We start from the raw sequence: 24,566 nt of genomic DNA on the forward strand, positions 1-24,566 counted from the left end.
CCTTAACGATCTTTCGGGTCGAGGGCATCACGCAGGCCATCGCCGATAAAGTTGAAACAGAACAAGGTGATAACCAGGAAGCCTGCCGGGAACATCAGCAACCATGGAGAAACTTCCATGGAGTTGGCGCCATCGCTTAGCAATGCGCCCCAGCTACTAAGTGGTTCTTGCGTACCCAGACCCAGGAAGCTCAGGAACGATTCGAACAAGATCATGCTTGGCACCAGCAGCGAGGCATATACCACCACCACACCGAGTACGTTTGGCACAATGTGACGAACCACAATGTTAACGGTAGAAACACCGCCAACCTGGGCTGCTTCAATGAACTCTTTACGTTTCAGGCTCAGCGTCTGGCCACGCACGATACGCGCCATATCCAGCCAGGAAACCATGCCGATTGCGACAAAAATCAGCAGGATGTTTTGCCCGAAGAATGTCACCAGCAAAATAACGAAGAACATAAATGGGAAGGAGTTGAGAATCTCGAGCAGACGCATCATCACGGAGTCGGTTTTGCCACCCAGATAGCCCGCAAGCGAGCCATACAATGTGCCAACCACTACTGCGACCAGTGCTGCTGCAACACCCACCATCAACGAGATACGACCACCGATTGCGACACGAACCAGCAGATCACGTCCCGAGGAGTCCGTCCCGAAATAGTGACCAGAGGCCATATCCGGTGCAGCGGACATCATTCCCCAGTCGGTATCAAAATAACTAAATTGCGACAGCATTGGCGCGAAGGTCACGAACAGTGCGATAAGCGCCAGGACAATCAAACTCGCTACCGCTGCACGGTTATGCATAAAGCGGCGACGGGCGTCTTGCCAAAGGCTACGGCCTTCTACTTCTAGTTTTTCACTGAAGTTTTCCAGCGCCTCGCTGTTTTTATTACTCAACATCATGGCGTACTCCAGCGTCAGTAACGGATTTTCGGATCGATAACGGCATACAGCACATCAACAATCGCGTTAAAGAGAATAGTCAGCGCGCCGACCAGAATGGTCAGGCTCAGAACCAATGAATAGTCACGGTTCAACGCTCCGTTTACGAACAACTGGCCGATACCTGGTAATCCGTAAATGGTTTCAATAACCATCGAGCCTGTGATGATACCGACAAATGCCGGGCCCAAATATGACAGAACGGGTAACAGTGCAGGTTTCAAGGCGTGGCGCAAAATAATGCGGCGCATCGGTAACCCTTTCGCACGTGCGGTACGGATAAAGTTGGAGTGCAGAACTTCAATCATTGAGCCACGAGTGATACGCGCGATACTGGCAATATAAGCCAAAGACAACGCGACCATTGGTAAGATCATGTATTGAATGGCCCCGCCGTTCCACCCGCCTCCGGGCAACCACTTGAGGGTTATCGCAAATATAAGAACCAGTAATGGCGCCACCACGAAGCTCGGGATAACTACCCCCGTCATGGCCACCCCCATTACGGCGTAATCCCATTTGGTATTTTGATTCAGTGCGGCAATAACCCCAGCCAAAACGCCTAACACGACGGCAAAGATAAATGCAGCAGCACCCAATTTGGCCGAGACAGGGAAGCTCGAAGCCACCAGGTCGTTCACTGAATAATCTTTATATTTAAATGACGGGCCAAAATCACCGTGCGCCAGTTGTTTCAGATAGCTGAAATACTGGGTCGAGATCGGATCGTTTAAATGGTATTTGGCTTCAATGTTCGCCATAACTTCCGGCGGCAGTGCGCGTTCACTGGTAAAAGGGCTACCTGGAGCAAGGCGCATCATGAAGAATGAAATTGTTATAAGAATAAAGAGTGTCGGAATTGCTTCCAGACAACGACGCAGAATAAATTTCAACATTGCCCATACCTTCTGGCTGTGCCTTTAGAGTGCGATAAAATAAGACACGATGGGGCAAAAATTACCCTAAATAATTCACGTTCAGCGTGAAGTAGAAAGGCTAAAACTTGCCCCACGAATTGCCATTAATGTTTGATGATATACATATCTTTAGTATAGATATTATCCATCGGGTCTTTACCGGTATAACCGCCAACCCATGGTTTCACCAGACGGGCATTCACGTAATAATAAACCGGAACGATTGCAGAATCTTTGCCCAATTGCTGTTCCGCTTTATCGTATGCAGCAGCACGTTGTGCATCATCCGTCGCTTTCAGCGATTCCGCCATAATGGCATCAAAGGCTGGGCTCTTATAATGCGCGGTGTTCATTGAGCTTGTAGAAAGCATGGTGTTCAGGAAGGAGGTCGGCTCGTTGTAATCCGCACACCAACCAGCACGCGCAACGTTGTAGTTGCCCTGGTGACGAGTATCGAGGAAGGTTTTCCACTCCTGGTTTACCAGCTTAACGTTCACACCGAGGTTTTTCTGCCAGATAGACGCGGCAGCGATTGCCAGTTTCTTGTGCAGATCTGAGGTGTTGTACAGTAGGTCGAAGGTCAGCGGTTTATCTTTGGTGTAACCCGCTTCAGCCAGCAATTTCTTAGCTTCTTCGTTGCGTTTTTCCTGGGTCCATGAGAACCACTCAGGCTTAGTCAGTTTTGCGCCGTCAGCATAAGGAGGGGTGTAGCCATATGCAGGCAGATCGCCCTGCGCCTTCACTTTATTAACGATAATGTCACGATCCAGGCCCAGTTTCAGAGCAGTACGAACGCGCGCATCATTAAATGGAGCTTTCTGGTTGTTGATTTCGTAGTAGTAAGTACACAGATACGGGTCAACGTGTACTTCAGCTGGAATTTCTTTTTTCAGCTTCTGGAACAGTTCGATCGGCAGGTTGTTATACGTCATGTCAATCTCGCCGCTGCGGTAGCGGTTCACATCCGTGACTTCGGAAGAGATTGGCAGATAAGTAATTTGTGAAATAACAGTCTTAGCGTTATCCCAATAATTGGTATTACGCTCCATTACGATGCGTTCGTTAACAACCCAGTCTTTCAGTTTGTAGGCACCGTTGCTGACGATGTTTGCAGGTTGGGTCCACTTCTCACCAAACTTCTCAATGGCGGTTTTATTCACCGGGGACATCGCCGGGTTAACCAAAAGTTTGTAGAAATAAGGAACAGGCTCGCTCAAAGTGACTTCCAGAGTGTGGTCGTCAATGGCTTTTACGCCCAATTCACTTGGTTTCATTTTACCGTCAATGATGGCATCAACGTTTACGATATGGCCGTATTGTGGGTAGCTTGCATATGGGGAAGCGGTATTTGGATCAACCAGACGCTGCCAGCTATAAACAAAATCTTGCGCTGTGACGGGTTCGCCGTTAGACCATTTAGCATCTTTACGCAGATGGAAGGTCCAGACTTTGAAATCTTTGTTATCCCAGGACTCAGCTACACCAGGAATTGGGTGTCCGTCTTTTGGAGAAGTAATCAGTAAGCCTTCAAAAAGATCACGGCTAACGTTTGACTCAGGAACACCTTCAATCTTATTTGGGTCCAGAGACTGTGGTTCAGCACCGTTATTTCGAATCAACGTTTGCTTTTCTGACAGTTGAACACCTGCAGGAACTTCGGCCGCCATGGCCACATTGCCTACGATTAGCGCGGATAAAATACTTGCTGCTACCAGACTTTTTTTTGTGATGATGGACATTGTGTTGATACTCCACTCATTATAATTACCGACCCGAAAGCCAGCCTCTTCCCCTTAGGGTTCCTTAACAGTGCAAGAGCGTTATGCGACTGCCCGGATTAACTTCTGTCTTGCTTGCTATCACCGACTTTATTTTTTGGGATGCTCTTATTGGCACCCTGCTCCGTCGATTCTTAATCAACCTACCCTGTACCCAGGTTGATTTTTATGAGTCATCTGTAAATGAAACATTTCTCAGATAATTGTGTTGCCCGGAAAGTATCAAAAGCCTCTGATGCCCGCCAATACAATTTGCAAATTTGTTAACCATTTCTCTTTTATCTATTCAGAGAGCGGTTCGTAACGATGTTTTTCCCGTGCCAGAGAATCGGTTAACTCTTTAAAAATAAAAGATATACCGCTGAAAAGAAAGATGGATTTCACCTGGGCTTACGGCACTCAATTATCATTCACGAAAATTTAACAATTGGTTATTTTTTAGCACATTCATCTGCTTGATGGCATGATTTACTAATATCATCTCAATAAAGCGGCAGCAAGCATCATTGTGTAGTGTGAGTTAAATAACGAACTGATTGTCAGTTTTATGTACAGCGGGGAAAACTGAAGGGAGTTAATACGCGGTTTCCAAAGCATTTTCTTATGAATAACTTTCTTATGAAAACTAAAAAAATGCTTATGCTTTAATCGCATTGGTAAAAAATTAACAAAAAAAGCAGAATAGTTATTCTGCTTTTTCATTTGCCTCTTTCAGCAGAACTAACTTAATAACCCTGGGAAGATAGTTTTCAGGCCAGTCACTATAAATTCAATACCCAGCGCCATCAACAACAACCCCATTATACGGGTAATAACGTTGATACCAGTTTGCCCCAACAAACGGACTAACCACGGCGCAAGGCGGAAAACCAGCCAGCAACAAAAAGCAAAGAGTGCAATAGCGATTGAAAAACCAACCAAATAATTCCAGCTATGGTAACGCGTGCCCCATACAATAGTCGAACTGATTGCACCGGGGCCTGCCATTAAAGGCAATGCCAATGGCACGACACCCACACTTTCACGGATAGCGCTTTCTGATTTTTCTTGTTTATTCTGTTTATCTTCCCCGAGTTTGCCGCTGATCATCGACATCGCAATAGTGACCACCAGGATACCACCAGCAATACGGAAGGAATCAATTGATATGCCGAATAATTGCAGGATCCCATCACCAAGGAACAATGACGTCCATAAAATAATCGCTACTGAGAGATTCGCAGTGAGGTTTGTTTTATTCCTGGCCAACGCCGTTTGGTAGCTGGTCATACTGATAAATACAGGGATGATTCCCACTGGGTTTACCAGCGCGAACAAGCCAATAAAGAACTTAAAATAGGTAGGCAAATCGAACAAGGATTGAGCCACTCAAAACTCCGCAAATAAAGTAGCAAAGGCCGGCGTAATGTAATGGAAAACAGGTGTTGGCGCCACGCACTTTCGCAGCATATATAACTACTTTTATAAGCAAATGCGATATTAAACGATATTGTTACCCACATGTTGAAAATATGGTAATTTGTTTCGCTATTGCTGTGACGGAAATTTTAAAGACTTATCAGTAACCTAAATCAGTCATGCTGAATGGAGTCAGCCTTAATATAATGTGATGTAAATCACAAAAAACCTACTCAGAAGTGAGTACTCTTGGATACATCCGAAGAGCATTTAATTCACACGATGAATAGGTTTTTCGATAAGGCTCTTTTAGTAAATCAGCAAGATGTTTTGGGAAGTTTTTGGATAGTCGTGGCCCGTCTTTTACGCAAGCTGTTGCCCGCTGACTATACTGTCGTCTCGAGCAGCTCATTTACTAAAAGAGTTTAAACATTATCAGGAGAGCATTATGGCTGTAACTAATGTCGCTGAACTTAACGCACTCGTAGAGCGCGTCAAGAAAGCCCAGCGTGAATATGCCAACTTTACTCAAGAGCAAGTTGATAAAATCTTCCGCGCCGCCGCTCTGGCTGCTGCAGATGCTCGAATCCCTCTCGCGAAACTGGCCGTTGCCGAATCTGGCATGGGTATCGTTGAAGATAAAGTGATCAAAAACCACTTTGCTTCAGAGTATATCTACAACGCCTATAAAGATGAGAAAACCTGCGGTGTGTTGGATGAAGACCACACCTTCGGTACTATCACCATCGCTGAGCCAATCGGTATCATCTGCGGTATCGTGCCAACCACTAACCCAACTTCAACGGCTATCTTTAAATCTCTGATCAGCCTGAAGACGCGTAACGCGATCATCTTCTCTCCACACCCACGTGCAAAAGATGCGACCAATAAAGCAGCAGACATCGTTCTGCAAGCTGCAATCGCTGCCGGTGCACCTAAAGATCTGATTGGTTGGATTGACCAGCCTTCTGTTGAACTGTCTAACGCACTGATGCACCACCCAGATATCAATATGATTCTGGCAACCGGTGGCCCAGGCATGGTTAAAGCCGCTTATAGCTCCGGTAAACCAGCAATCGGCGTAGGCGCAGGTAACACCCCTGTTGTTGTTGACGAAACTGCCGACATCAAACGTGTTGTTGCTTCTATCCTGATGTCTAAAACCTTCGATAACGGCGTAATCTGTGCTTCTGAACAGTCCGTCATTGTTGTTGACTCTGCATATGATGCAGTACGTGCGCGTTTCGCTTCTCACGGCGGCTACATGCTGCAGGGCGAAGAGCTGAAAGCCGTACAGAATATCATTCTGAAAAACGGCGCACTGAACGCAGCTATTGTTGGTCAGCCAGCAACTAAAATTGCTGAACTGGCAGGCTTCACAGTACCGGCTGACACCAAGATCCTGATTGGTGAAGTTAGCGTTGTTGACGAATCTGAGCCGTTTGCTCACGAAAAACTGTCTCCAACTCTGGCTATGTACCGTGCTAAGAGCTTCGAAGATGCGGTTGTTAAAGCTGAGAAACTGGTTGAGATGGGCGGCATCGGCCACACCTCTTGCTTGTACACAGACCAGGACAACCAGCCAGAGCGCGTTAAGCACTTCGGCGACAAAATGAAAACTGCACGTATCCTGATCAACACCCCTGCTTCTCAGGGTGGTATCGGTGACCTGTACAACTTCAAACTCGCGCCTTCCCTGACTCTGGGTTGTGGCTCATGGGGTGGTAACTCCATCTCTGAGAACGTGGGTCCTAAGCACCTGATCAACAAGAAAACCGTTGCTAAGCGAGCTGAGAACATGTTGTGGCATAAACTTCCGAAATCTATCTACTTCCGCCGTGGCTCCCTGCCAATCGCGCTGGACGAAGTGATTACTGATGGTCACAAACGTGCGATGATCGTTACCGACCGTTTCCTGTTCAACAACGGTTACGCAGACCAGATCACCTCTGTTCTGAAAGCAGCTGGCGTTGAAACTGAAGTCTTCTTCGAAGTAGAAGCTGATCCAACTCTGTCCGTAGTACGTAAAGGTGCAGAACTGGCGAACTCCTTCAAACCAGACGTGATTATCGCGCTGGGCGGCGGTTCCCCGATGGATGCTGCGAAAATCATGTGGGTTATGTACGAGCACCCAGAAACTCACTTCGAAGAACTGGCTCTGCGCTTCATGGACATCCGTAAGCGTATCTACAAGTTCCCGAAAATGGGCGTAAAAGCGAAAATGATCGCGGTTACCACCACTTCCGGTACTGGTTCAGAAGTGACTCCGTTTGCCGTTGTAACTGATGATGCAACTGGCCAGAAATACCCACTGGCTGACTACGCTCTGACTCCAGATATGGCGATTGTTGATGCCAACCTGGTCATGGACATGCCTAAGTCTCTGTGTGCATTCGGTGGTCTGGATGCCGTGACTCACGCACTTGAAGCTTATGTTTCTGTTCTGGCGAGCGAGTTCTCTGACGGTCAGGCTCTGCAAGCGCTGAAACTGCTGAAAGAAAACCTGCCAGCATCTTACAACGAAGGCTCTAAAAACCCAGTTGCTCGTGAGCGTGTACACAACGCTGCGACTATCGCAGGTATCGCGTTTGCTAACGCCTTCCTGGGTGTGTGTCACTCAATGGCTCACAAACTGGGTTCACAGTTCCACATTCCTCACGGTCTGGCGAACGCCCTGTTGATCTCCAACGTTATCCGTTATAACGCGAACGACAACCCAACCAAGCAGACTGCATTCAGCCAGTATGACCGCCCACAAGCGCGTCGTCGTTATGCTGAAATCGCAGACCATCTGGGTCTGAGCGCACCGGGCGACCGTACTGCTGCTAAGATCGAGAAACTGCTGGCATGGCTTGACAGCATCAAGGCTGAACTGGGTATTCCTAAGTCCATCCGCGAAGCTGGCGTTCAGGAAGCTGACTTCCTGGCTCACGTTGATAAACTGTCTGAAGATGCGTTCGATGACCAGTGTACCGGTGCCAACCCACGTTACCCACTGATCTCTGAACTGAAACAAATTCTGATGGATACCTTCTACGGTCGTGAATTCACCGAAGATGGCAACGAAGCAGCGCAGGCTAAAGCAGTCGCTCCTGTTGCTAAAGCTGACAAGAAAGCGAAGAAAACCGCTTAATTGTTATTGCTAACAAAAAAACCCGCTTCGGCGGGTTTTTTTGTTTCTGATTTCTAAAAACGTCGTACAAAGCATCTCACGGCGATGAATGAGAAAGGCATCCCTTTGCCTTCCCGTTAAATTTTATTCGCTCTGAATGCCTTCCAGAGAGCCTGTTTGCAACGCTTCTTTATAGTGTTTACGGCAAACTGACACATAGCGCTCGTTCCCACCAATCACAACCTGCTCTCCCTGGTTATACGGGCGCCCCTCCTGGTCGAGACGCAAAACCATGCTGGCTTTACGTCCACAAAAACAGATGGTTTTTAATTCCACGAGCTTGTCTGACCACGCTAATAAATATTGGCTTCCACCAAATAGCTCGCCCTGGAAATCAGTACGAAGCCCATAACATAATACGGGAATATCTAATTCATCTACGACGTCTGATAACGCCAGCACTTGATCGCGTGTCAGGAACTGGCATTCATCAACCAGAACACAATGCACAGCATCACGCTGATGCTCCTCACGTATTTCATTGAATAATTGCGTTGAGCCATTGTAGAGCTTTGCGGGCGACGATAATCCAATACGCGAACTCACCTTTCCAGAACCAAACCGATTGTCAATTTCTGCGGTATACACCAGCGTGCGCATTCCGCGCTCTTGATAGTTGTATGACGATTGCAGTAATGCCGTAGATTTACCCGCGTTCATTGCGGAATAGTAAAAGTAAAGTTGTGCCATTGGTCAGCTAGCCTGAGTTAAAATGTAAATATTATTAACACAGGATTATATCATAAGCTGTTAGGGAGTTGCTTTCACCTTATGACTTCGGGAAGAATTCATAGATTGTTCGAGAGATATATAAACCATAGAGTGGAGTGCCTGAAACCGGTGTATGTTCAATGTTCACCTCGTTGCACTTAACTTACGGAGTTTTCAGTGTTTTTGCTGCTATTCCCTGAAATCCATTGAATCACTAATAATAATTATCTATTAAAAATATCCACCATTACAGGCAATAATACCAAAGGTTGATATTTCACCATTAATGCGTTTATGTCTCAATTTACTACTTCGGCAACCCCGAAACTATCAGGGTTGTTGTAGAAAAAGTGAGTTCCTCACGTTTTCTTAACCTTCGATGCAAGCCAAAATTTAAGTTAATACCCATTTATAAATCGACAAAATATTATGGAATTTTGAATTCCTTACATTACTTCCTATTGCAGAACTTAATTTAAGCCTCTATTATTAGCCCAACAAGCCAACCATCAATATAAGTTTGAGATTACTAAAATGAGCGAAGCACTTAAAATTCTGAACAACATCCGTACTCTTCGTGCACAAGCCAGAGAATGTACCCTGGAAACGCTGGAAGAAATGCTGGAAAAATTAGAAGTTGTTGTTAACGAACGCCGTGAAGAAGATAATGCTGCTGCAGCAGAAATTGAAGAGCGTACTCGTAAACTGCAACAATATCGTGAAATGCTAATTGCTGACGGCATTGATCCTAATGAATTACTGAATAGCATGGCTGCTGTTAAAACTGCAGGCAAAGCAAAACGCGCTGCACGTCCAGCTAAATATCAGTACATCGACGAAAACGGCGAAAGCAAAACCTGGACTGGCCAGGGCCGTACTCCAGCTGTAATCAAAAAAGCAATGGAAGAGCAAGGCAAGAAACTGGAAGACTTCCTGATCGCCTAATTTTCGCTTTTAGTGCTGCTTATTAAATCCCGCTTCGGCGGGATTTTTATTTTGGGGATATGATTAGCAAATCTTTGTTGCTATAAATTGCGCTAATAAAAAAGGAAGCCAGGCTTCCTTTTTCATTTAACTGCCCACCAATCCCAGCATCAGCTGACTTTATAGAATGCCTTGTACCAATCTACAAAGCGCTGTACGCCATCCTGTACCGAGGTCTGTGGTTTAAAGCCAATAACATCATACAACGCTTTCGTGTCCGCACTCGTCTCCAGAACGTCGCCTGGCTGCATTGGCATCATATTCTTCTGAGCAACCTTGCCTAAAGAGGTTTCAAGCGCAGTAATATAATCCATCAACGTAACCGGATTACTGTTCCCAATGTTATAAACTCGATAAGGTGCTGAGCTTGTCGCCGGAGTTCCTTCCTCTACTGTCCACTCGGAATCAGCCTGAGGAATGACATTCTGCAAACGAACGATCGCCTCTGCAATATCATCAATATAAGTGAAGTCACGACGCATTTGCCCATGATTATAAACGTCGATACTCTTTCCTTCGACAATCGCACGGGTAAATTTAAATAACGCCATATCCGGGCGCCCCCATGGACCATAAACAGTGAAAAAGCGTAAACCGGTCGTCGGTAACCCATATAAGTGCGAGTATGTATGCGACATCAACTCGTTAGCTTTTTTGGTTGCCGCATATAATGATATTGGATGATCAACAGAGTCGTCAGTTGAGAACGGAAGTTTGCGATTTAGTCCATATACCGAACTGGACGAAGCATATAACAGATGCCCCACTTTATTATGGCGACAACCCTCAAGAACATTTAAATGCCCTACAAGGTTTGAATCCGCATAAGCGTGAGGGTTATCGATGGAATAACGCACACCTGCTTGTGCAGCAAGATGAATCACACGATCAAATTTCTCTTTGGCAAATAATTCAGCCATGGCATTACGATCGGCAAGGTCAATTTCATCGAAACGGAATGAAGAATGTAGAGCGAGGAGATCAAGGCGAGCTTGCTTAAGATTGACATCATAATAGTCATTCAGGTTATCGATACCGATAACCTGGTGACCGGCTGCCAGCAGTCGTTCACTGACATGAAATCCAATAAAGCCTGCGGCGCCGGTAACCAGAAATTTCATACAACCCTCATTTATTATGCAATATTGATGGACGCTCCGCGGCCGATTGCATAATAAACAAAGCCGCGCTTGTTGAGTCTCTCAGGATCATACAGGTTACGGCCGTCAAAGATAACTGGTTGCTTTAGGGATTTCTTGATTGCATCAAAATCAGGTGCACGGAAACTTTGCCACTCTGTACAAATAACCAGAGCATCTGCATCTTGTAATGCAGCTTCTTTAGTTCCCATCAATTTCAGATCTGGACGATGTCCGTAAATGCGCTGAGCTTCGTCCATTGCTTCCGGGTCATACGCCTGCACCTGAGCACCACGTTCCCAAAGCGCTTCCATCAGGACGCGACTGGAGGCTTCACGCATATCGTCGGTATTCGGTTTGAAAGAAAGCCCCCACAGCGCGAAGGTTTTGCCTTTCAGATCTTCTCCGAAATGACGAGTAATAAACTCAGGGAGTTTTAACTTCTGGTCATGGTTGACCTCTTCTACCGCCTGCAGAATACGTGGCGTATAGCCAATCTGCTGGGCGGTGCGAATCAGAGCCTGCACGTCTTTAGGGAAGCAGGAGCCGCCATAGCCACAGCCTGGGTAGATAAAGCTGTAGCCAATGCGGGAGTCTGAACCAATACCCATACGCACTTTTTCGATATCTGCGCCCAGGCGTTCTGCCAGGTTAGAGATCTCGTTCATAAAGCTGATTTTCGTCGCCAGCATACAGTTTGCCGCGTACTTGGTCAGCTCAGCACTGCGGATATCCATCAGGATCATGCGGTCGTGGTTGCGGTTGAACGGTTCGTACAGCTCACGCAGCAAATCCACAACATCATCGTTATCTGTACCGATAACAATACGCTCAGGGCGCATACAGTCAGAAACTGCCGCCCCTTCCTTCAGGAATTCAGGGTTTGAAACCACATCAAATGGGATATCCACGCCACGGGCTTTCAGCGTTTCTTCCATCACGCTGCGCACTTTGTCTGCGGTTCCGACAGGAACGGTAGATTTATCGAGCACAACTTTGTGGGATGTCATGTGCTGCGCGATAGTACGTGCAACAGCGGTGACATATTTCAGGTCAGCAGACCCGTCTTCATCCGGAGGAGTACCAACGGCAATAAACTGCATTTCACCATGGAGGACGCCCATTTCAGCATCGGTGCTGAACTGTAAACGGCCTTCTTCATAGTTTTTCTTCACCAGCGGCGTTAAGCCGGGTTCAAAAATTGGGATCACGCCGTTTTTCAGATTTTCGACTTTCTTCGCATCGACATCTATGCACATTACATCGTGACCAACTTCCGCAAGCACGGCGGCCTGCACAAGTCCAACATAGCCGATACCAAATACAGTAACTTTCATCTTTCTATCCTGCGTTGAAATGAATTACTTTTTCGCGCCAACTGTCTCTTCTAGCCAGGCTTTAAAATCTGCGCCCAAAGTGCTGTGACGGATACCGTACTCCACAAACGCCTGCATATAACCGAGTTTGTTACCACAATCATGGCTCACGCCTTTCATGTGATAGGCTTCAACAGTCTGTTTTTCCATCAACATAGCAATAGAGTCAGTCAGCTGAATTTCATCACCAGCACCTGGAGGTGTTTTGGACAGCAGCGGCCAGATGTCGGCGGTCAGAACATAACGGCCTACAACTGCAAGATTAGATGGAGCAACATCGGCTTTAGGTTTCTCAACAATACCGACCATTGGCACGCTATCGCCTTCGTTTAACTCAACACCTTTGCAGTCAACAACACCGTAAGCGGTAACATCTTCTACCGGCTCAACCATAATCTGGCTGTGGCCTGTTGTATCAAAACGTTTGATCATTTCAGCCAGGTTGTCCTGGGAAAGATCGGATTCGAACTCATCCAGGATAACGTCTGGCAGGATAACGGCTACTGGCTCGTCGCCAACGACAGGATGAGCACACAGCACGGCGTGACCCAAACCTTTAGCCAGACCCTGACGAACCTGCATGATAGTGACATGTGGAGGGCAAATAGCCTGAACTTCATCCAGCAACTGGCGCTTAACACGTTTTTCCAGCATAGCTTCAAGTTCAAAGCTGGTATCGAAGTGGTTTTCGATGGAGTTTTTCGAAGAGTGAGTCACCAGCACAATTTCAGTAATGCCTGCGGCGATACATTCATTGACCACATACTGAATTAACGGTTTATCGACTAAAGGCAGCATCTCTTTTGGAATAGCCTTGGTAGCCGGTAACATACGTGTGCCCAATCCCGCGACAGGGATTACTGCTTTTCTTACTTTAGAATTAATGGCAGCCATTGAAAAATCTCCTGGACTGTTCAAGTTTTCACTTGCACGTCAATTAAAAAAACGTCTCGAGTATATCAGCTTAAAAATGGAATCTGCGGCTGTTTACCCGTTGCGTTGATAATTTAAGACTAATACGATTTGGATAGATACGATATTACCACCAGCAATGATAGGGGAGAAAACCTAAATGATTTCAACCATCCAGATGCTCATTCCGCAGACAACATCAGCCGTAATCGCCCGCCACTTCCCCAAACCTGACACTGCCATGACTCACAGCGCTGGCTAATTTGATTGAGATAAGTATTGCCCAGTGTCCCTAAAGGCACACCATTGCTGACCTGAATTTGATGCTCACCGGTATTTAAGGTGGCATTTAGCCCAGCCGATACCAAAATGAGGTTTTTGAGCTCGCTATGATAATAACCCACCATCAGCGGAAACTGCCCGGTAAGATTGGCCTGACGTAATAATTGATTCACTTGTTTGAGTAAATTACCGAGCTCAGGTAAACGTTGGTTTTGTTTGGAGAGTTGTTCCTGCAATAGCCCATTAAATAGAGCTCTTAATAACAACGCTGCCAGCACCCCATTATCCCCTGCTCTTGTCACATCAAGACAATAAAATGCCAGGTCGTTCTCTGACAACGCCGCAATATCCAGAACAAGTCCTGGTTGATTAAGAGTAATTAGCTGGCGGTAATTCACCCGGCAATGCGAAATCACCTGTTGTACCGGAGGTTGTAGTTCTTGCAGTAATGTAGATGCAGCCTGCGGGTCGCTGACCAGCGCATCCCAGTCCTGAAATAACCGCTCCTCTTCCTCGACACGCGAATTAAACATGTTGGGATAGAGGCAGGCGAAAACGGTTTCACGTAGACGATTGAGATCTTTAATGGGCTTGAGCAGGACATCCTGCACCCCAAAGCGTAGCGCTTTAGCGATATCCGACATGTTTTCCGTGGCGGAGATCACCAGTATTGGCGTCTGCACTCCTTCATTACGCAAGTGCTCTACCAGTTTCAATCCATTCATGCGTGGCATAGCCAGATCGCAAATCAGCAGATCGGGCGAAAAACTGGTCATCTTTTCCAGAGCGTCTATACCATCGACTGCAACAGCAATGACCGCACCTAAGGAAGAGAGATAATTTTCCAGTAAAGAGCGAAAAACGGGCTCATCCTCAACAATGAGAATCAGTTTTCCAACGAGTGGCTGTGTCATTTTCGCTCCCCTGACTGGCGATAGATCAATAGTGGCATGGTATGACAATCACCGCCTGTCAGAATTGCCTGAAGATGCGAGTTTTCACCATACTCAATCATGGGTACGAACCAATGGCAGTAGCTCATCCATCTTTTTCTCGACGGCCAGACTGCCCGCGCTTATCGCTTCCGCGGCACGGTGGAAATCAAGCGTAGAAATCTGGGGGCAAAAAGGTTGCAGCAAAATATCCGGTGGGTCACCCGCCATACGGTTACGCTTTAAGCGGTTTTCCAGCACCTGAATAGAGGTGGTCATGATTTCCATGGCCGTTGGCGTGGTATTGGCGCGCCGGGTAGTGATTTTTCCGAGCTGTTCGCGTAAACGACCACGCCATGAATCAGGTTGCACCTGATTTTCAGCCAGAGGAGTCGTCATATTGACGGAGAGTAAATCTTGCTGCATCAGATGCGCATCATGTTGCAGGTCGACGGCAATCACGATATCGGCCCCCAACGCACGCGTTAGCGAAACAGGCACCGGGTTAACCACTGCGCCATCCACCAGCCAGTAGCCGTTATACCCGACCGGCGACAAAAGCCCCGGCATACTGCAAGATGCCCGAACAGCCTGATGCAAATCGCCATCCGTGAACCACAACTCGCGCCCGGTGCTTAAATTGGTGGCAACAGAGCCAAAACGTAATGCACAGTCCTCAATCTTCTCTTCGGTTATGATTTTGCGGACGTTGTTGAAAACTCTCTCGCCACGCAACAAACCGCCACGACGCCAGGAAAGGTCCATGAGTCGCAGTACATCCCAATAGCCGAACGAACGCACCCAGCGTTCCATCATCGGTAAACGATTACTGGCATAAGCGGCACCCACCAGCGCCCCCACCGAGCAACCTGCGACGATATCAACCTGAATGCCTGCTCGCTTTAACGCATTAATGACACCAATATGCGCCCATCCTTTTGCTGCTCCCGACCCTAATGCCAGGCCGATCTTTACCTGTCTCATTCCGCCTCGGTCTATCTTCCCCGGTTTAACACCGCGTGGCGAACTCGCCACAGCTCAGTTAACATAACTACCCCGCGTATTTACGCCGACTATTTTTTTGTAACCAAGGAGATGCTGTGTCGCAACTTTGCCCTTGTGGTAGCGGTCTGGAGTATAGCTTATGTTGCCAGCCATACCTACGCGCAGACCAGCTTGCGCCAACCCCATCACAGCTAATGCGTTCACGTTATTGTGCTTACGTGATGCAAGATGCAGATTACCTCGTAGCGACCTGGCATCCGCAAACCCGTAGCCCTTCCCTGAAATCAGATATTTCAGGAAGTTTTGGCGTAACCTCGTGGTTAGGTCTGACAGTTTATGAAGCTACTGCCGTACACGATGAAAACGAAGCTTTCGTCAGTTTTGTCGCGCGTTTTGAAGAACAAGGCGAAGAAAATGCCATTATCGAGCGTTCTCGGTTCTTAAAGGAAAACGGCCAGTGGTACTATGTCGATGGAACACGCCCGCAGTTTGGTCGCAATGATCCCTGCCCTTGCGGTTCTGGGAAAAAATATAAAAAGTGTTGTGGGCAATAGCGCTCCGTGGCACAAATCAGTTAGCAAACACACGTACAACAGGACTTAGCCTGCAATGCAAGCATTACAACGAAAAGTACTACGCACCATCTGCCCCGATGCAAAAGGGCTTATCGCCAAGATCACCAACATTTGTTACAAACACGAACTGAACATTGTTCAGAACAATGAGTTTGTCGACCATCGCACCGGCCGTTTCTTCATGCGTACCGAACTCGAAGGTATTTTCAACGATACAACTCTGCTGGCAGATTTGGATGGCGCATTGCCTGAAGGTTCAGTACGTGAACTCATTCCTGCAGGACGTCGCCGCGTGGTGATTCTGGTCACTAAAGAAGCGCACTGTCTGGGTGATCTATTAATGAAAGCCAACTACGGCGGCCTGGATGTCGAAATCGCTGCCGTTATTGGTAACCATGAGACTTTGCGTACCCTGGTTGAACGTTTTGATATTCCGTTCGAACTGGTGAGTCATGAAGGGCTGACGCGTGAAGATCACGATAAGCAGATGGCTGACGCTATTGAAGCGCACAAACCTGATTATGTGGTGCTGGCTAAATATATGCGCGTGCTGACTCCGGAATTTGTTTCACGCTTCCCGAACCAGATTATCAATATCCACCACTCATTCTTGCCTGCCTTTATCGGTGCCCGTCCTTATCACCAGGCTTATGAGCGTGGCGTGAAGATCATCGGTGCCACTGCGCACTATGTGAATGACAATCTGGATGAAGGCCCAATCATCATGCAAGATGTTATTCACGTCGATCACACCTATACCGCAGAAGATATGATGCGCGCCGGGCGTGATGTTGAGAAAAACGTTTTGAGTCGTGCATTGTATCAAGTGTTGGCCCAGCGAGTGTTTGTATACGGGAATCGCACGATTATTCTGTAGATCAATCATGTAATTGCTTAGGTTTACGACGTTACGTGTAAAAAAACGGCAAACGATTCATTTTCTTATAGTGAATGCTTTACAGCGGCGCTTCATTTGATATGATGCGCCCCGCTTCCAGACAAAGGATGCGAGCAAGAAAGCCAACAAAATGTAATACCCCTGGCGGGGTTCCCGAGCGGCCAAAGGGAGCAGACTGTAAATCTGCCGTCATCGACTTCGAAGGTTCGAATCCTTCCCCCGCCACCATCTTCAAGCAGCAAGTACGGCCAGTAGTTTCAAACAAGCATCATACCCCTGGCGGGGTTCCCGAGCGGCCAAAGGGAGCAGACTGTAAATCTGCCGTCATCGACTTCGAAGGTTCGAATCCTTCCCCCGCCACCATTCTCTAGCAATACCTCCAAACAAATTCAAAATCGCACAATCTTTCATATTCCCGTTGGGGAAGGATGAGAAGCTTCGACTAAGGTTCGATTCGAGCGTAGCGAGAAAGCGTTGCCGCAGGCAACGACCCGAAGGGCGAGACGCAAAGCGTCGAGTCATCCTTCCCCCGCCACCATCTCCTGAAGTACCTCCAAACAAATTCCAAATCGCATCATATTCAACCATTTTGGTTGGTTTGTTGGATGACGCTTCGCTTATCCACCCTACAAAACCACCTGCCACTCAAAAAAACAGACAAAAAAATACCCGGCCGAAGCCAGGTATTTTCAAATCAGGAACACATCACTTAGCGACGAGCGCGAACAACCTGATACTTACGCGTCAGATACTCAACCGGCGCGCTCCAGACGTGCACCAGACGGGTGAACGGGAACAGCAGGAACAGTGTCATACCCAACACTAAATGCACACGGAAGATAAACGCCACGCCATCCAGATGCTCAGATGCACCGCCGTGGAAGGTCACAACCGTCTGTGCCCAGCCAACCAGCTTCATCATCTCGCTGCCGTCCATATGTTGTGCCGAGAACGGAATAGTTCCCAGGCCCAGAGCACACTGGATCACCAGCAGGCTGAGGATCAGAATATCTGCAGTTGTAGACGTCGCGCGAATACGTGGGTTGAACAAACGACGTTTCAACAGCAGACCGCCACCAATCAACGTCATCACACCACTCGCACCACCGGCAAACATCGCCATTTTCTGCTTCACTTCAAGAGGCAGGAACGACTCGTACATCCAGTGCGGCGTCAGCATCCCAAGGAAGTGGCCAGCAAAAATACCCAGAATACCGATGTGGAACAGGTTTGATGCCAGGTTCATGCCTTTACGGTCGAGCATCTGACTGGAACCCGCTTTCCAAGTGTACTGGCCGTAGTCATAACGCAACCAGCTACCGACCAGGAACACTGTCCCGCAAAGATACGGGTAGATGTCAAAGAAGAACACATTGAGAAATTGCATGATTACTGTCCCCCGATATTCAAATACTGCGGAGCGACAGCCCCGGCAAAACGACGCTGATGGTTGCTAATCTCAGATTCACCACAACCGGCGTCCGCCACAAATTTCACCTGTTCTTCTTCCCAGACCGCATCCAGCGCCTGCGGAGTGTCATCGCGTGCTTCATCTGCGATTTGCTCAATGACGCTTTCAACCGCAACGTCACTTTGAGACAGACCCAGCAGCACATCAAACAGTGCCGCATAGGCGCTTTCACGCTGTTTCAGACGGGCTGCCAGCAGCGCCAGAATTGGCGCCACATCCTGCAAACCACCACGCGCTTCGGCTTCATCACGCTGAGACAAATACTCGAGATACAGCGGCAGGTGGTCTGGCAGCTCACGGCTGTCGATTTCCATACCGGCTTGTTCGTACTGTCCCATCAGATTCACCATCGCCTGGCCGCGATCGCGAGATTCACCGTGCACGTGTTCGAACAACAGTAAAGAGGTCGCACGGCCTCGGTCGAAAAGCTCGCTGTAGCTTGCTTGTGCATCTAACAAATCACGGCTGCACAACGTCGTAATGAAATCATTAAGCTGCGCGGCCTGCTGAAGATTCAACGCACCACCTTCTGCCAGCACGTCGCGAAGTTCCTGTTGATGCTGCCACAGGGCAGCATCCGGGTACTCAAGCAAGCGGGAAATCACCAGAAGTTCAATCATGGTTTTGGCTCCGTTTTGCTGGTCACATCAATTGCGTCAATACGTTTGCTATTGAACAGATTGAATTTGCTGTCAGAACCGTGGCAACCATCGCCGAAGCTGAAACCGCAACCGTTACGCTCAGGGAAGGCATCTGCCGCTATTTCACGATGGCTGGTTGGGATCACGAAACGATCTTCGTAGTTCGCAATCGCCAGGTAGCGGTACATCTCCTGCGCCTGGGCTTCAGTCAGGCCCACTTCTTCCAGCGCGCTAATATCGTGAACCCCATCAACGGTTTCGGCACGTTTATAGTGGCGCATTGCCATCATACGTTTCAGCGCACGCAGAACCGGCGCGGTGTCACCTGCGGTCAGCAGGTTCGCCAGGTATTCCACCGGAATTCGCAGGCTTTCAACATCAGGCAGAATGCCAGTATGCGGCAGTTCACCCGCGTCAGCCGCAGACTGAATTGGCGACAACGGCGGCACATACCAAACCATCGGCAACGTGCGGTATTCCGGGTGCAGCGGCAGCGCCAGCTTCCAGTCCATCGCCATTTTGTAAACCGGTGACTGCTGTGCGGAATCAATCACACTCTGTGGAATACCATCTTTCAGAGCTTGTTCAATAACCGCCGGATCGTTCGGGTTAAGGAAAATGCTCAGTTGGCGCTCGTAGAGATCTTTTTCGTTTTCAGTGCTTGCTGCTTCTTCAATAGCATCCGCATCGTAAAGCAGCACGCCGAGATAACGGATACGGCCTACACAGGTTTCAGAGCAAACTGTTGGCATACCGGCTTCGATACGCGGATAACAGAAAATGCACTTCTCGGATTTGCCGGTTTTCCAGTTGAAGTAGATCTTTTTGTACGGGCAGCCGGTAATGCACATACGCCAGCCGCGGCACTTGTCCTGGTCAATCAGAACGATTCCGTCCTCTTCACGCTTATAGATCGCGCCGCTCGGGCACGTTGCCGCACACGCTGGGTTCAGGCAGTGTTCGCACAGACGCGGCAGGTAAGCCATAAACGTGTTTTCGAACTGGCCGTACATCGCTTTTTGCATGTTCAGGAAGTTCTGATCTTTGGCGCGTTTTTCAAACTCGCCGCCGAGGATCTCTTCCCAGTTCGGGCCCGCTTCGATCTTGTTCATACGCTGGCCGGTAATCAGCGAGCGTGGACGCGCGATCGGCTGGTGCTTACCTTCCGGCGCGTTATGCAAATGCTGGTAGTCGTAATCAAACGGCTCGTAGTAATCATCGATGCCCGGCAGATGCGGGTTAGCGAAGATTTTACCCAGCAGCATGGCGCGGTTACCCATGCGCGGTTGCAGCTTGCCGTTGATTTTGCGAATCCAACCGCCCTTCCATTTTTCCTGGTTTTCCCAGTCATTCGGATAACCGATACCCGGTTTGGTTTCGACGTTGTTAAACCACGCGTACTCCATCCCTTCGCGGCTGGTCCAGACGTTTTTACAGGTCACAGAACAGGTGTGACAGCCGATGCATTTATCAAGATTCAGCACCATGCCGACTTGTGAACGAATTTTCATTTTACGCTCTCCTGTTTCTGGTCATTGCCTTCGCCGTCTAACCAGTTAATGTCTTTCATCTTACGTACTACAACGAACTCATCACGGTTTGAACCTACGGTGCCGTAGTAGTTAAAGCCGTAGGCCAGTTGCGCATAACCGCCAATCATGTGCGTTGGTTTCGGGCTAATACGCGTCACCGAGTTGTGAATACCACCGCGCTGACCAGTAATTTCAGAACCCGGCAGGTTCACGATACGTTCCTGAGCGTGATACATCATCGTCATGCCCTCTGGCACACGCTGGCTCACCACCGCACGCGCCGTCAGCGCACCGTTTTTGTTGAACACTTCAATCCAGTCGTTATCTTCGATGCCCAAATCTTTGGCGTCGATCTCACTCATCCAGACAATCGGGCCGCCGCGTGAAAGCGTCAGCATCAGCAAGTTATCGCTGTAGGTTGAGTGAATGCCCCATTTCTGGTGCGGCGTCAGGAAGTTCAACGCTTTCTCAGGGTTACCGTTAGATTTTTTACCCATCACTCCTTTTACAGAGCGGGTATCAATCGGTGGACGGTATACCAGCAGGCTTTCACCAAAATCACGCATCCACTGGTGATCTTGATAAAGCTGCTGACGGCCAGACAGCGTGCGCCATGGAATCAGCTCATGCACGTTGGTGTAGCAGGCGTTGTAAGAAACATGTTCATCTTCAAGGCCTGACCAGGTCGGGCTGGAGATGATTTTGCGTGGCTGGGCCTGAATATCGCGGAAGCGAATTTTCTCTTCGGCTTTCGGGCGAGCCAGATGCGTGTGATCGCGTCCGGTAAATTCGCTCAGTGCCGCCCAGGCTTTCACTGCAACATGGCCGTTAGTTTCTGGGGCCAGAGTCAGGATCATTTCGGCAGCATCGATAGCCGAGTTGATCATCGGCTGGCCTTTCGCCGGGCCGTCTGCCTTGGTGTAGTTGAGCTTACGCAACAGATCCATTTCGGTCTGGGTGTTCCAGGCAATACCTTTCCCACCGTTACCGATGGTTTCCATCAGTGGCCCAACCGAGGTGAAACGCTCGTAAGTCGCCGGGTAATCACGCTCAACCACCATCAGGTGCGGCGCGGTTTTACCAGGAATCAGGTCGCACTCGCCTTTTTTCCAGTCCATTACGCCAAACGGCTGAGCCAGTTCTGCCGCAGAATCGTGCTGAATTGGCAGTGTTACCACGTCAGTTTCTTTCCCTAAGTGGCCTACGCACACTTCGGAGAATTTCTTCGCGATGGCTTTATAGATTTCCCAGTCGCTTTTTGAATCCCATGCAGGATCAACAGCCGCAGACAACGGGTGAATAAACGGATGCATATCCGAAGTATTCATGTCGTCTTTTTCATACCAGGTAGCCGTTGGCAGCACGATATCGGAATACAGGCAGGTGCTCGACAGACGGAAGTCCAGAGTCACCACCAGATCCAGTTTGCCATCCAGGCCGTTATCTACCCACTCAACTTCTTCCGGCATTACGCCGCCTTCTTTACCCAAATCTTTACCCTGGATACCGTTTTCAGTACCGAGCAGATATTTGAGCATGTACTCATGGCCCTTACCGGAAGAGCCCAGCAGGTTTGAACGCCAGACAAACAGGTTGCGCGGATGGTTGTTGCCCGCATCAGGCTGCTCTGCCGCGAAGCGAATATCGCCACTTTTCAACTGTTGCGCGGTGAAATCAGCTGCGCTCATGCCTGCCGCTTTCGCCTGCTTTGCAATATGCAGCGGGTTAGTGTTCAGCTGTGGTGCTGACGGCAACCAGCCCATACGTTCAGCACGTACGTTGAAGTCAATCAGGTGACCGCTGTAACGGGTTTTATCCGCCAGTGGGGAGAGCAGCTCTTCTGCCGTCAACGACTCATAACGCCATTGGCTAGAGTGGTTGTAGAAGAACGAGGTGCTGTTCATATGGCGCGGTGGGCGCTGCCAGTCCAACGCGAACGCCAGTGGAGTCCAGCCGGTTTGTGGACGCAGTTTTTCCTGGCCTACATAGTGTGCCCAGCCGCCGCCGCTCTGACCTACACAACCGCAGAAGATCAGCATATTGATCAGACCACGGTAGTTCATGTCCATGTGGAACCAGTGGTTCATACCGGCGCCAACGATGATCATGGAGCGGCCATGGGTTTTATCTGCGTTTTCGGCAAACTCACGCGCAATGCGGATGATGTTCTGGCGAGAAACGCCGGTGATCTGCTCAGCCCATGCTGGGGTATACGCTTTCACATCGTCGTAGCTGGTCGCGCAGTTTTCGTCGCCCAGACCACGATCCAGGCCGTAGTTGGCAAGGGTCAAGTCATAAACGGTGGTAACCAGCGCAGTAGTGCCGTCAGCCAGTTGAATACGTTTAACTGGCAGCTTGTGCATCAACACGTTATCAAGCTTAACGCTGTTGAAGTGCTCAGAACTTTCACCGCCAAAGTATGGGAAACCGACTTCAGCGACATCGTCATGGCTGCCCAGCAGGCTCAGGCGCAGTTCAGCTTCTTCGCCGCTGGTGCCATCACGCTGTTCCAGGTTCCATTTGCCCTTCTCACCCCAGCGGTAACCGATAGAGCCGTTAGGTGCCAGTGGTTCACCGGTCTGGTTATCCAGTGCAACGGTTTTCCACTGTGGGTTATTTTCCTGGCCCAAACCATCAACCAGGTCAGATGCACGCAGCATACGGCCGGCCGCATAAAAGCCGTCACGCTCTTCGAGCATCACCAGCATTGGCATGTCGGTATAGCGACGAACGTAATCGGTGAAGTATTGGCTTGGGTTATCAAGGTGGAACTCACGCAACATTACGTGGCCCATCGCCAGCGCCATTGCCGCATCGGTACCTTGTTTCGGTGCCAGCCACTGGTCGCACAGCTTAGCGATTTCAGCGTAATCCGGCGTTACCGCAACGGTTTTGGTGCCTTTGTAACGAACCTCAGTAAAGAAGTGCGCATCCGGCGTACGGGTCTGCGGAACGTTAGATCCCCAGGCCATGATATAGCTGGAGTTATACCAGTCTGCTGATTCCGGAACGTCAGTCTGCTCGCCCCAGGTCATTGGCGACGCAGGTGGCAGATCGCAATACCAGTCGTAGAAGCTCAGGCAAGCTCCACCAATCAGAGAAAGGTAGCGCGCACCAGAGGCGTATGAAACCATCGACATCGCCGGGATCGGAGAGAAGCCGGCGATACGGTCAGGGCCGAAGGTTTTTGCGGTAAAGACGTTGGCCGCAGCAATCAGCTCATTCACTTCAGCCCAGCTTGAGCGCACGAAACCACCGCGTCCACGGGCTTGCTTATAGCTTTTCGCTTTTTCGGGATCGTTGATGATGGAAGCCCATGCATCAACCGGATCGTTATGCAGGGTTTTCGCTTCACGCCACAGTTTGATCAGACGCTTACGCATCAGAGGATATTTCAGGCGGTTAGCGCTGTAGAGATACCAGGAGTAGCTCGCGCCGCGTGGGCAGCCGCGTGGCTCGTGGTTTGGCATATCCGGGCGAGTACGCGGATAGTCAGTTTGCTGGGTTTCCCAGGTCACCAGGCCGCTTTTGACGTAAATCTTCCAGCTACAGGAGCCCGTACAGTTTACACCATGCGTGGAACGGACCACTTTATCGTGCTGCCAGCGCTGACGATAGCCTTCTTCCCAATCACGATTGGTATCGAGCAGTTGGCCATGTCCATTGGCAAAAGTTTCGCCCTTCTGTTTGAAGTAACGAAACCGGTCAAGAAATTTGCTCATCGGGGTTCTCCTGATGTGGAGCCTTGAGGCTCTATCTTATTGATACGACATTGCTGAATTGCGGGCACGGTAACTCGCTCATATGGCGGGATAATTGATAACGATCAACTGGGGTCGATGAGTGTGCGGAGAGGAAACGCCGGTATACCACCAAAGTGGCAATAGCAGAAA

At 49.0% G+C, this 24,566-nt stretch carries 18 protein-coding genes, 2 tRNA genes and 1 other RNA gene; 7 read left to right on the forward strand and 14 right to left on the reverse strand.

Translation table 11 applies throughout. From position 1 onward, the window contains the following. Window positions 1–2: 2 nt before the first annotated feature. The 4 genes from oppC to IX31_RS03860 all read right to left on the reverse strand — a co-directional run bounded on the left by oppC (window position 3) and on the right by IX31_RS03860 (window position 5,013). Complete coding sequence (oppC, locus tag IX31_RS03840) at window positions 3–911, reverse strand: oligopeptide ABC transporter permease OppC (RefSeq protein WP_034455835.1); 909 nt, start codon at window positions 909–911, stop codon at window positions 3–5. Window positions 912–925: 14 nt separating this feature from the next. Next, window positions 926–1,846, reverse strand: coding sequence for an oligopeptide ABC transporter permease OppB (oppB, locus tag IX31_RS03845; protein ID WP_034455836.1), 921 nt, complete (start codon window positions 1,844–1,846; stop codon window positions 926–928). A gap of 125 nt (window positions 1,847–1,971) precedes the next feature. Then, window positions 1,972–3,606, reverse strand: a complete 1,635-nt coding sequence (gene oppA / locus IX31_RS03850) for an oligopeptide ABC transporter substrate-binding protein OppA (RefSeq protein WP_034455837.1) — start codon at window positions 3,604–3,606, stop codon at window positions 1,972–1,974. A 759-nt stretch (window positions 3,607–4,365) separates the two neighbouring features. Next, window positions 4,366–5,013 (reverse strand): YchE family NAAT transporter, encoded by a 648-nt coding sequence (locus IX31_RS03860; protein ID WP_034455840.1) that lies wholly within the window; start codon window positions 5,011–5,013, stop codon window positions 4,366–4,368. Window positions 5,014–5,491: 478 nt separating this feature from the next. On the opposite strand from IX31_RS03860, the gene adhE reads away from it, so the two are divergent. Continuing rightward, complete coding sequence (gene adhE / locus IX31_RS03865; RefSeq protein WP_034455841.1) at window positions 5,492–8,176, forward strand: bifunctional acetaldehyde-CoA/alcohol dehydrogenase; 2,685 nt, start codon at window positions 5,492–5,494, stop codon at window positions 8,174–8,176. Between the two features lie 123 nt (window positions 8,177–8,299). Here adhE and tdk read toward each other — a convergent pair whose 3' ends face one another. Further along, a complete protein-coding gene (gene tdk, locus IX31_RS03870; protein ID WP_034455842.1) occupies window positions 8,300–8,905 on the reverse strand; it encodes a thymidine kinase in 606 nt (201 codons plus the stop codon). A 555-nt stretch (window positions 8,906–9,460) separates the two neighbouring features. Here tdk and hns point away from each other — a divergent pair. After that, window positions 9,461–9,871, forward strand: a complete 411-nt coding sequence (gene hns, locus IX31_RS03875; RefSeq protein WP_034455843.1) for a histone-like nucleoid-structuring protein H-NS — start codon at window positions 9,461–9,463, stop codon at window positions 9,869–9,871. Between the two features lie 149 nt (window positions 9,872–10,020). Here hns and IX31_RS03880 read toward each other — a convergent pair whose 3' ends face one another. The 5 genes from IX31_RS03880 to rssA form a co-directional block, all read right to left on the reverse strand. Next, a complete protein-coding gene (locus tag IX31_RS03880) occupies window positions 10,021–11,031 on the reverse strand; it encodes an NAD-dependent epimerase (RefSeq protein WP_034455845.1) in 1,011 nt (336 codons plus the stop codon). 14 nt (window positions 11,032–11,045) lie between these two features. Beyond that, the gene (locus tag IX31_RS03885; protein ID WP_034455846.1) at window positions 11,046–12,386 is read right to left on the reverse strand and encodes a UDP-glucose dehydrogenase family protein; all 1,341 of its coding nucleotides are present in this window, start codon (window positions 12,384–12,386) and stop codon (window positions 11,046–11,048) included. A 24-nt stretch (window positions 12,387–12,410) separates the two neighbouring features. Continuing rightward, window positions 12,411–13,319 carry a UTP--glucose-1-phosphate uridylyltransferase GalU gene (gene galU / locus IX31_RS03890; protein WP_034455847.1) on the reverse strand — a complete coding sequence of 303 codons (909 nt, stop codon included), beginning with the start codon at window positions 13,317–13,319 and terminating at the stop codon, window positions 12,411–12,413. A 200-nt stretch (window positions 13,320–13,519) separates the two neighbouring features. Beyond that, window positions 13,520–14,533, reverse strand: a complete 1,014-nt coding sequence (rssB, locus tag IX31_RS03895) for a two-component system response regulator RssB (RefSeq protein WP_034455848.1) — start codon at window positions 14,531–14,533, stop codon at window positions 13,520–13,522. Between the two features lie 93 nt (window positions 14,534–14,626). Continuing rightward, window positions 14,627–15,535, reverse strand: a complete 909-nt coding sequence (gene rssA, locus IX31_RS03900) for a patatin-like phospholipase RssA (protein ID WP_034455850.1) — start codon at window positions 15,533–15,535, stop codon at window positions 14,627–14,629. 116 nt (window positions 15,536–15,651) lie between these two features. Here rssA and IX31_RS03905 point away from each other — a divergent pair, with 116 nt between their 5' ends. The 5 genes from IX31_RS03905 (at window position 15,652) to IX31_RS22180 (ending at window position 17,567) form a co-directional block, all read left to right on the forward strand. Then, window positions 15,652–16,110 (forward strand): YchJ family protein, encoded by a 459-nt coding sequence (locus tag IX31_RS03905; RefSeq protein WP_034455852.1) that lies wholly within the window; start codon window positions 15,652–15,654, stop codon window positions 16,108–16,110. A 55-nt stretch (window positions 16,111–16,165) separates the two neighbouring features. Then, window positions 16,166–17,008: a formyltetrahydrofolate deformylase gene (purU, locus tag IX31_RS03910; RefSeq protein ID WP_034455854.1), complete on the forward strand. Its 843-nt coding sequence runs from the start codon at window positions 16,166–16,168 to the stop codon at window positions 17,006–17,008. A gap of 164 nt (window positions 17,009–17,172) precedes the next feature. Further along, window positions 17,173–17,257, forward strand: a tRNA-Tyr gene (locus tag IX31_RS03915). A gap of 50 nt (window positions 17,258–17,307) precedes the next feature. Next, window positions 17,308–17,392, forward strand: a tRNA-Tyr gene (locus tag IX31_RS03920). Between the two features lie 44 nt (window positions 17,393–17,436). Further along, window positions 17,437–17,567: non-coding RNA, RtT sRNA (locus tag IX31_RS22180), on the forward strand. 171 nt (window positions 17,568–17,738) lie between these two features. On the opposite strand, the gene narI is transcribed toward IX31_RS22180, so the two are convergent. From narI to IX31_RS03940, 4 genes are read right to left on the reverse strand one after another with little or no spacing between them, the layout of a single operon-like run. Beyond that, window positions 17,739–18,416, reverse strand: a complete 678-nt coding sequence (gene narI / locus IX31_RS03925) for a respiratory nitrate reductase subunit gamma (protein WP_034455855.1) — start codon at window positions 18,414–18,416, stop codon at window positions 17,739–17,741. A gap of 2 nt (window positions 18,417–18,418) precedes the next feature. Then, complete coding sequence (gene narJ / locus IX31_RS03930) at window positions 18,419–19,120, reverse strand: nitrate reductase molybdenum cofactor assembly chaperone (protein WP_034455857.1); 702 nt, start codon at window positions 19,118–19,120, stop codon at window positions 18,419–18,421. Further along, window positions 19,117–20,652 (reverse strand): nitrate reductase subunit beta, encoded by a 1,536-nt coding sequence (gene narH / locus IX31_RS03935; RefSeq protein WP_034455859.1) that lies wholly within the window; start codon window positions 20,650–20,652, stop codon window positions 19,117–19,119. Before narH ends, narJ begins: the two co-directional genes overlap by 4 nt. Beyond that, window positions 20,649–24,395: a nitrate reductase subunit alpha gene (locus IX31_RS03940; RefSeq protein WP_034455860.1), complete on the reverse strand. Its 3,747-nt coding sequence runs from the start codon at window positions 24,393–24,395 to the stop codon at window positions 20,649–20,651. The genes narH and IX31_RS03940 overlap by 4 nt, the downstream gene beginning before the upstream one ends. Window positions 24,396–24,566 lie beyond the last annotated feature (171 nt).

The organism is Buttiauxella noackiae, from assembly GCF_000737905.1.
Lineage (GTDB): Bacteria > Pseudomonadota > Gammaproteobacteria > Enterobacterales > Enterobacteriaceae > Buttiauxella > Buttiauxella noackiae.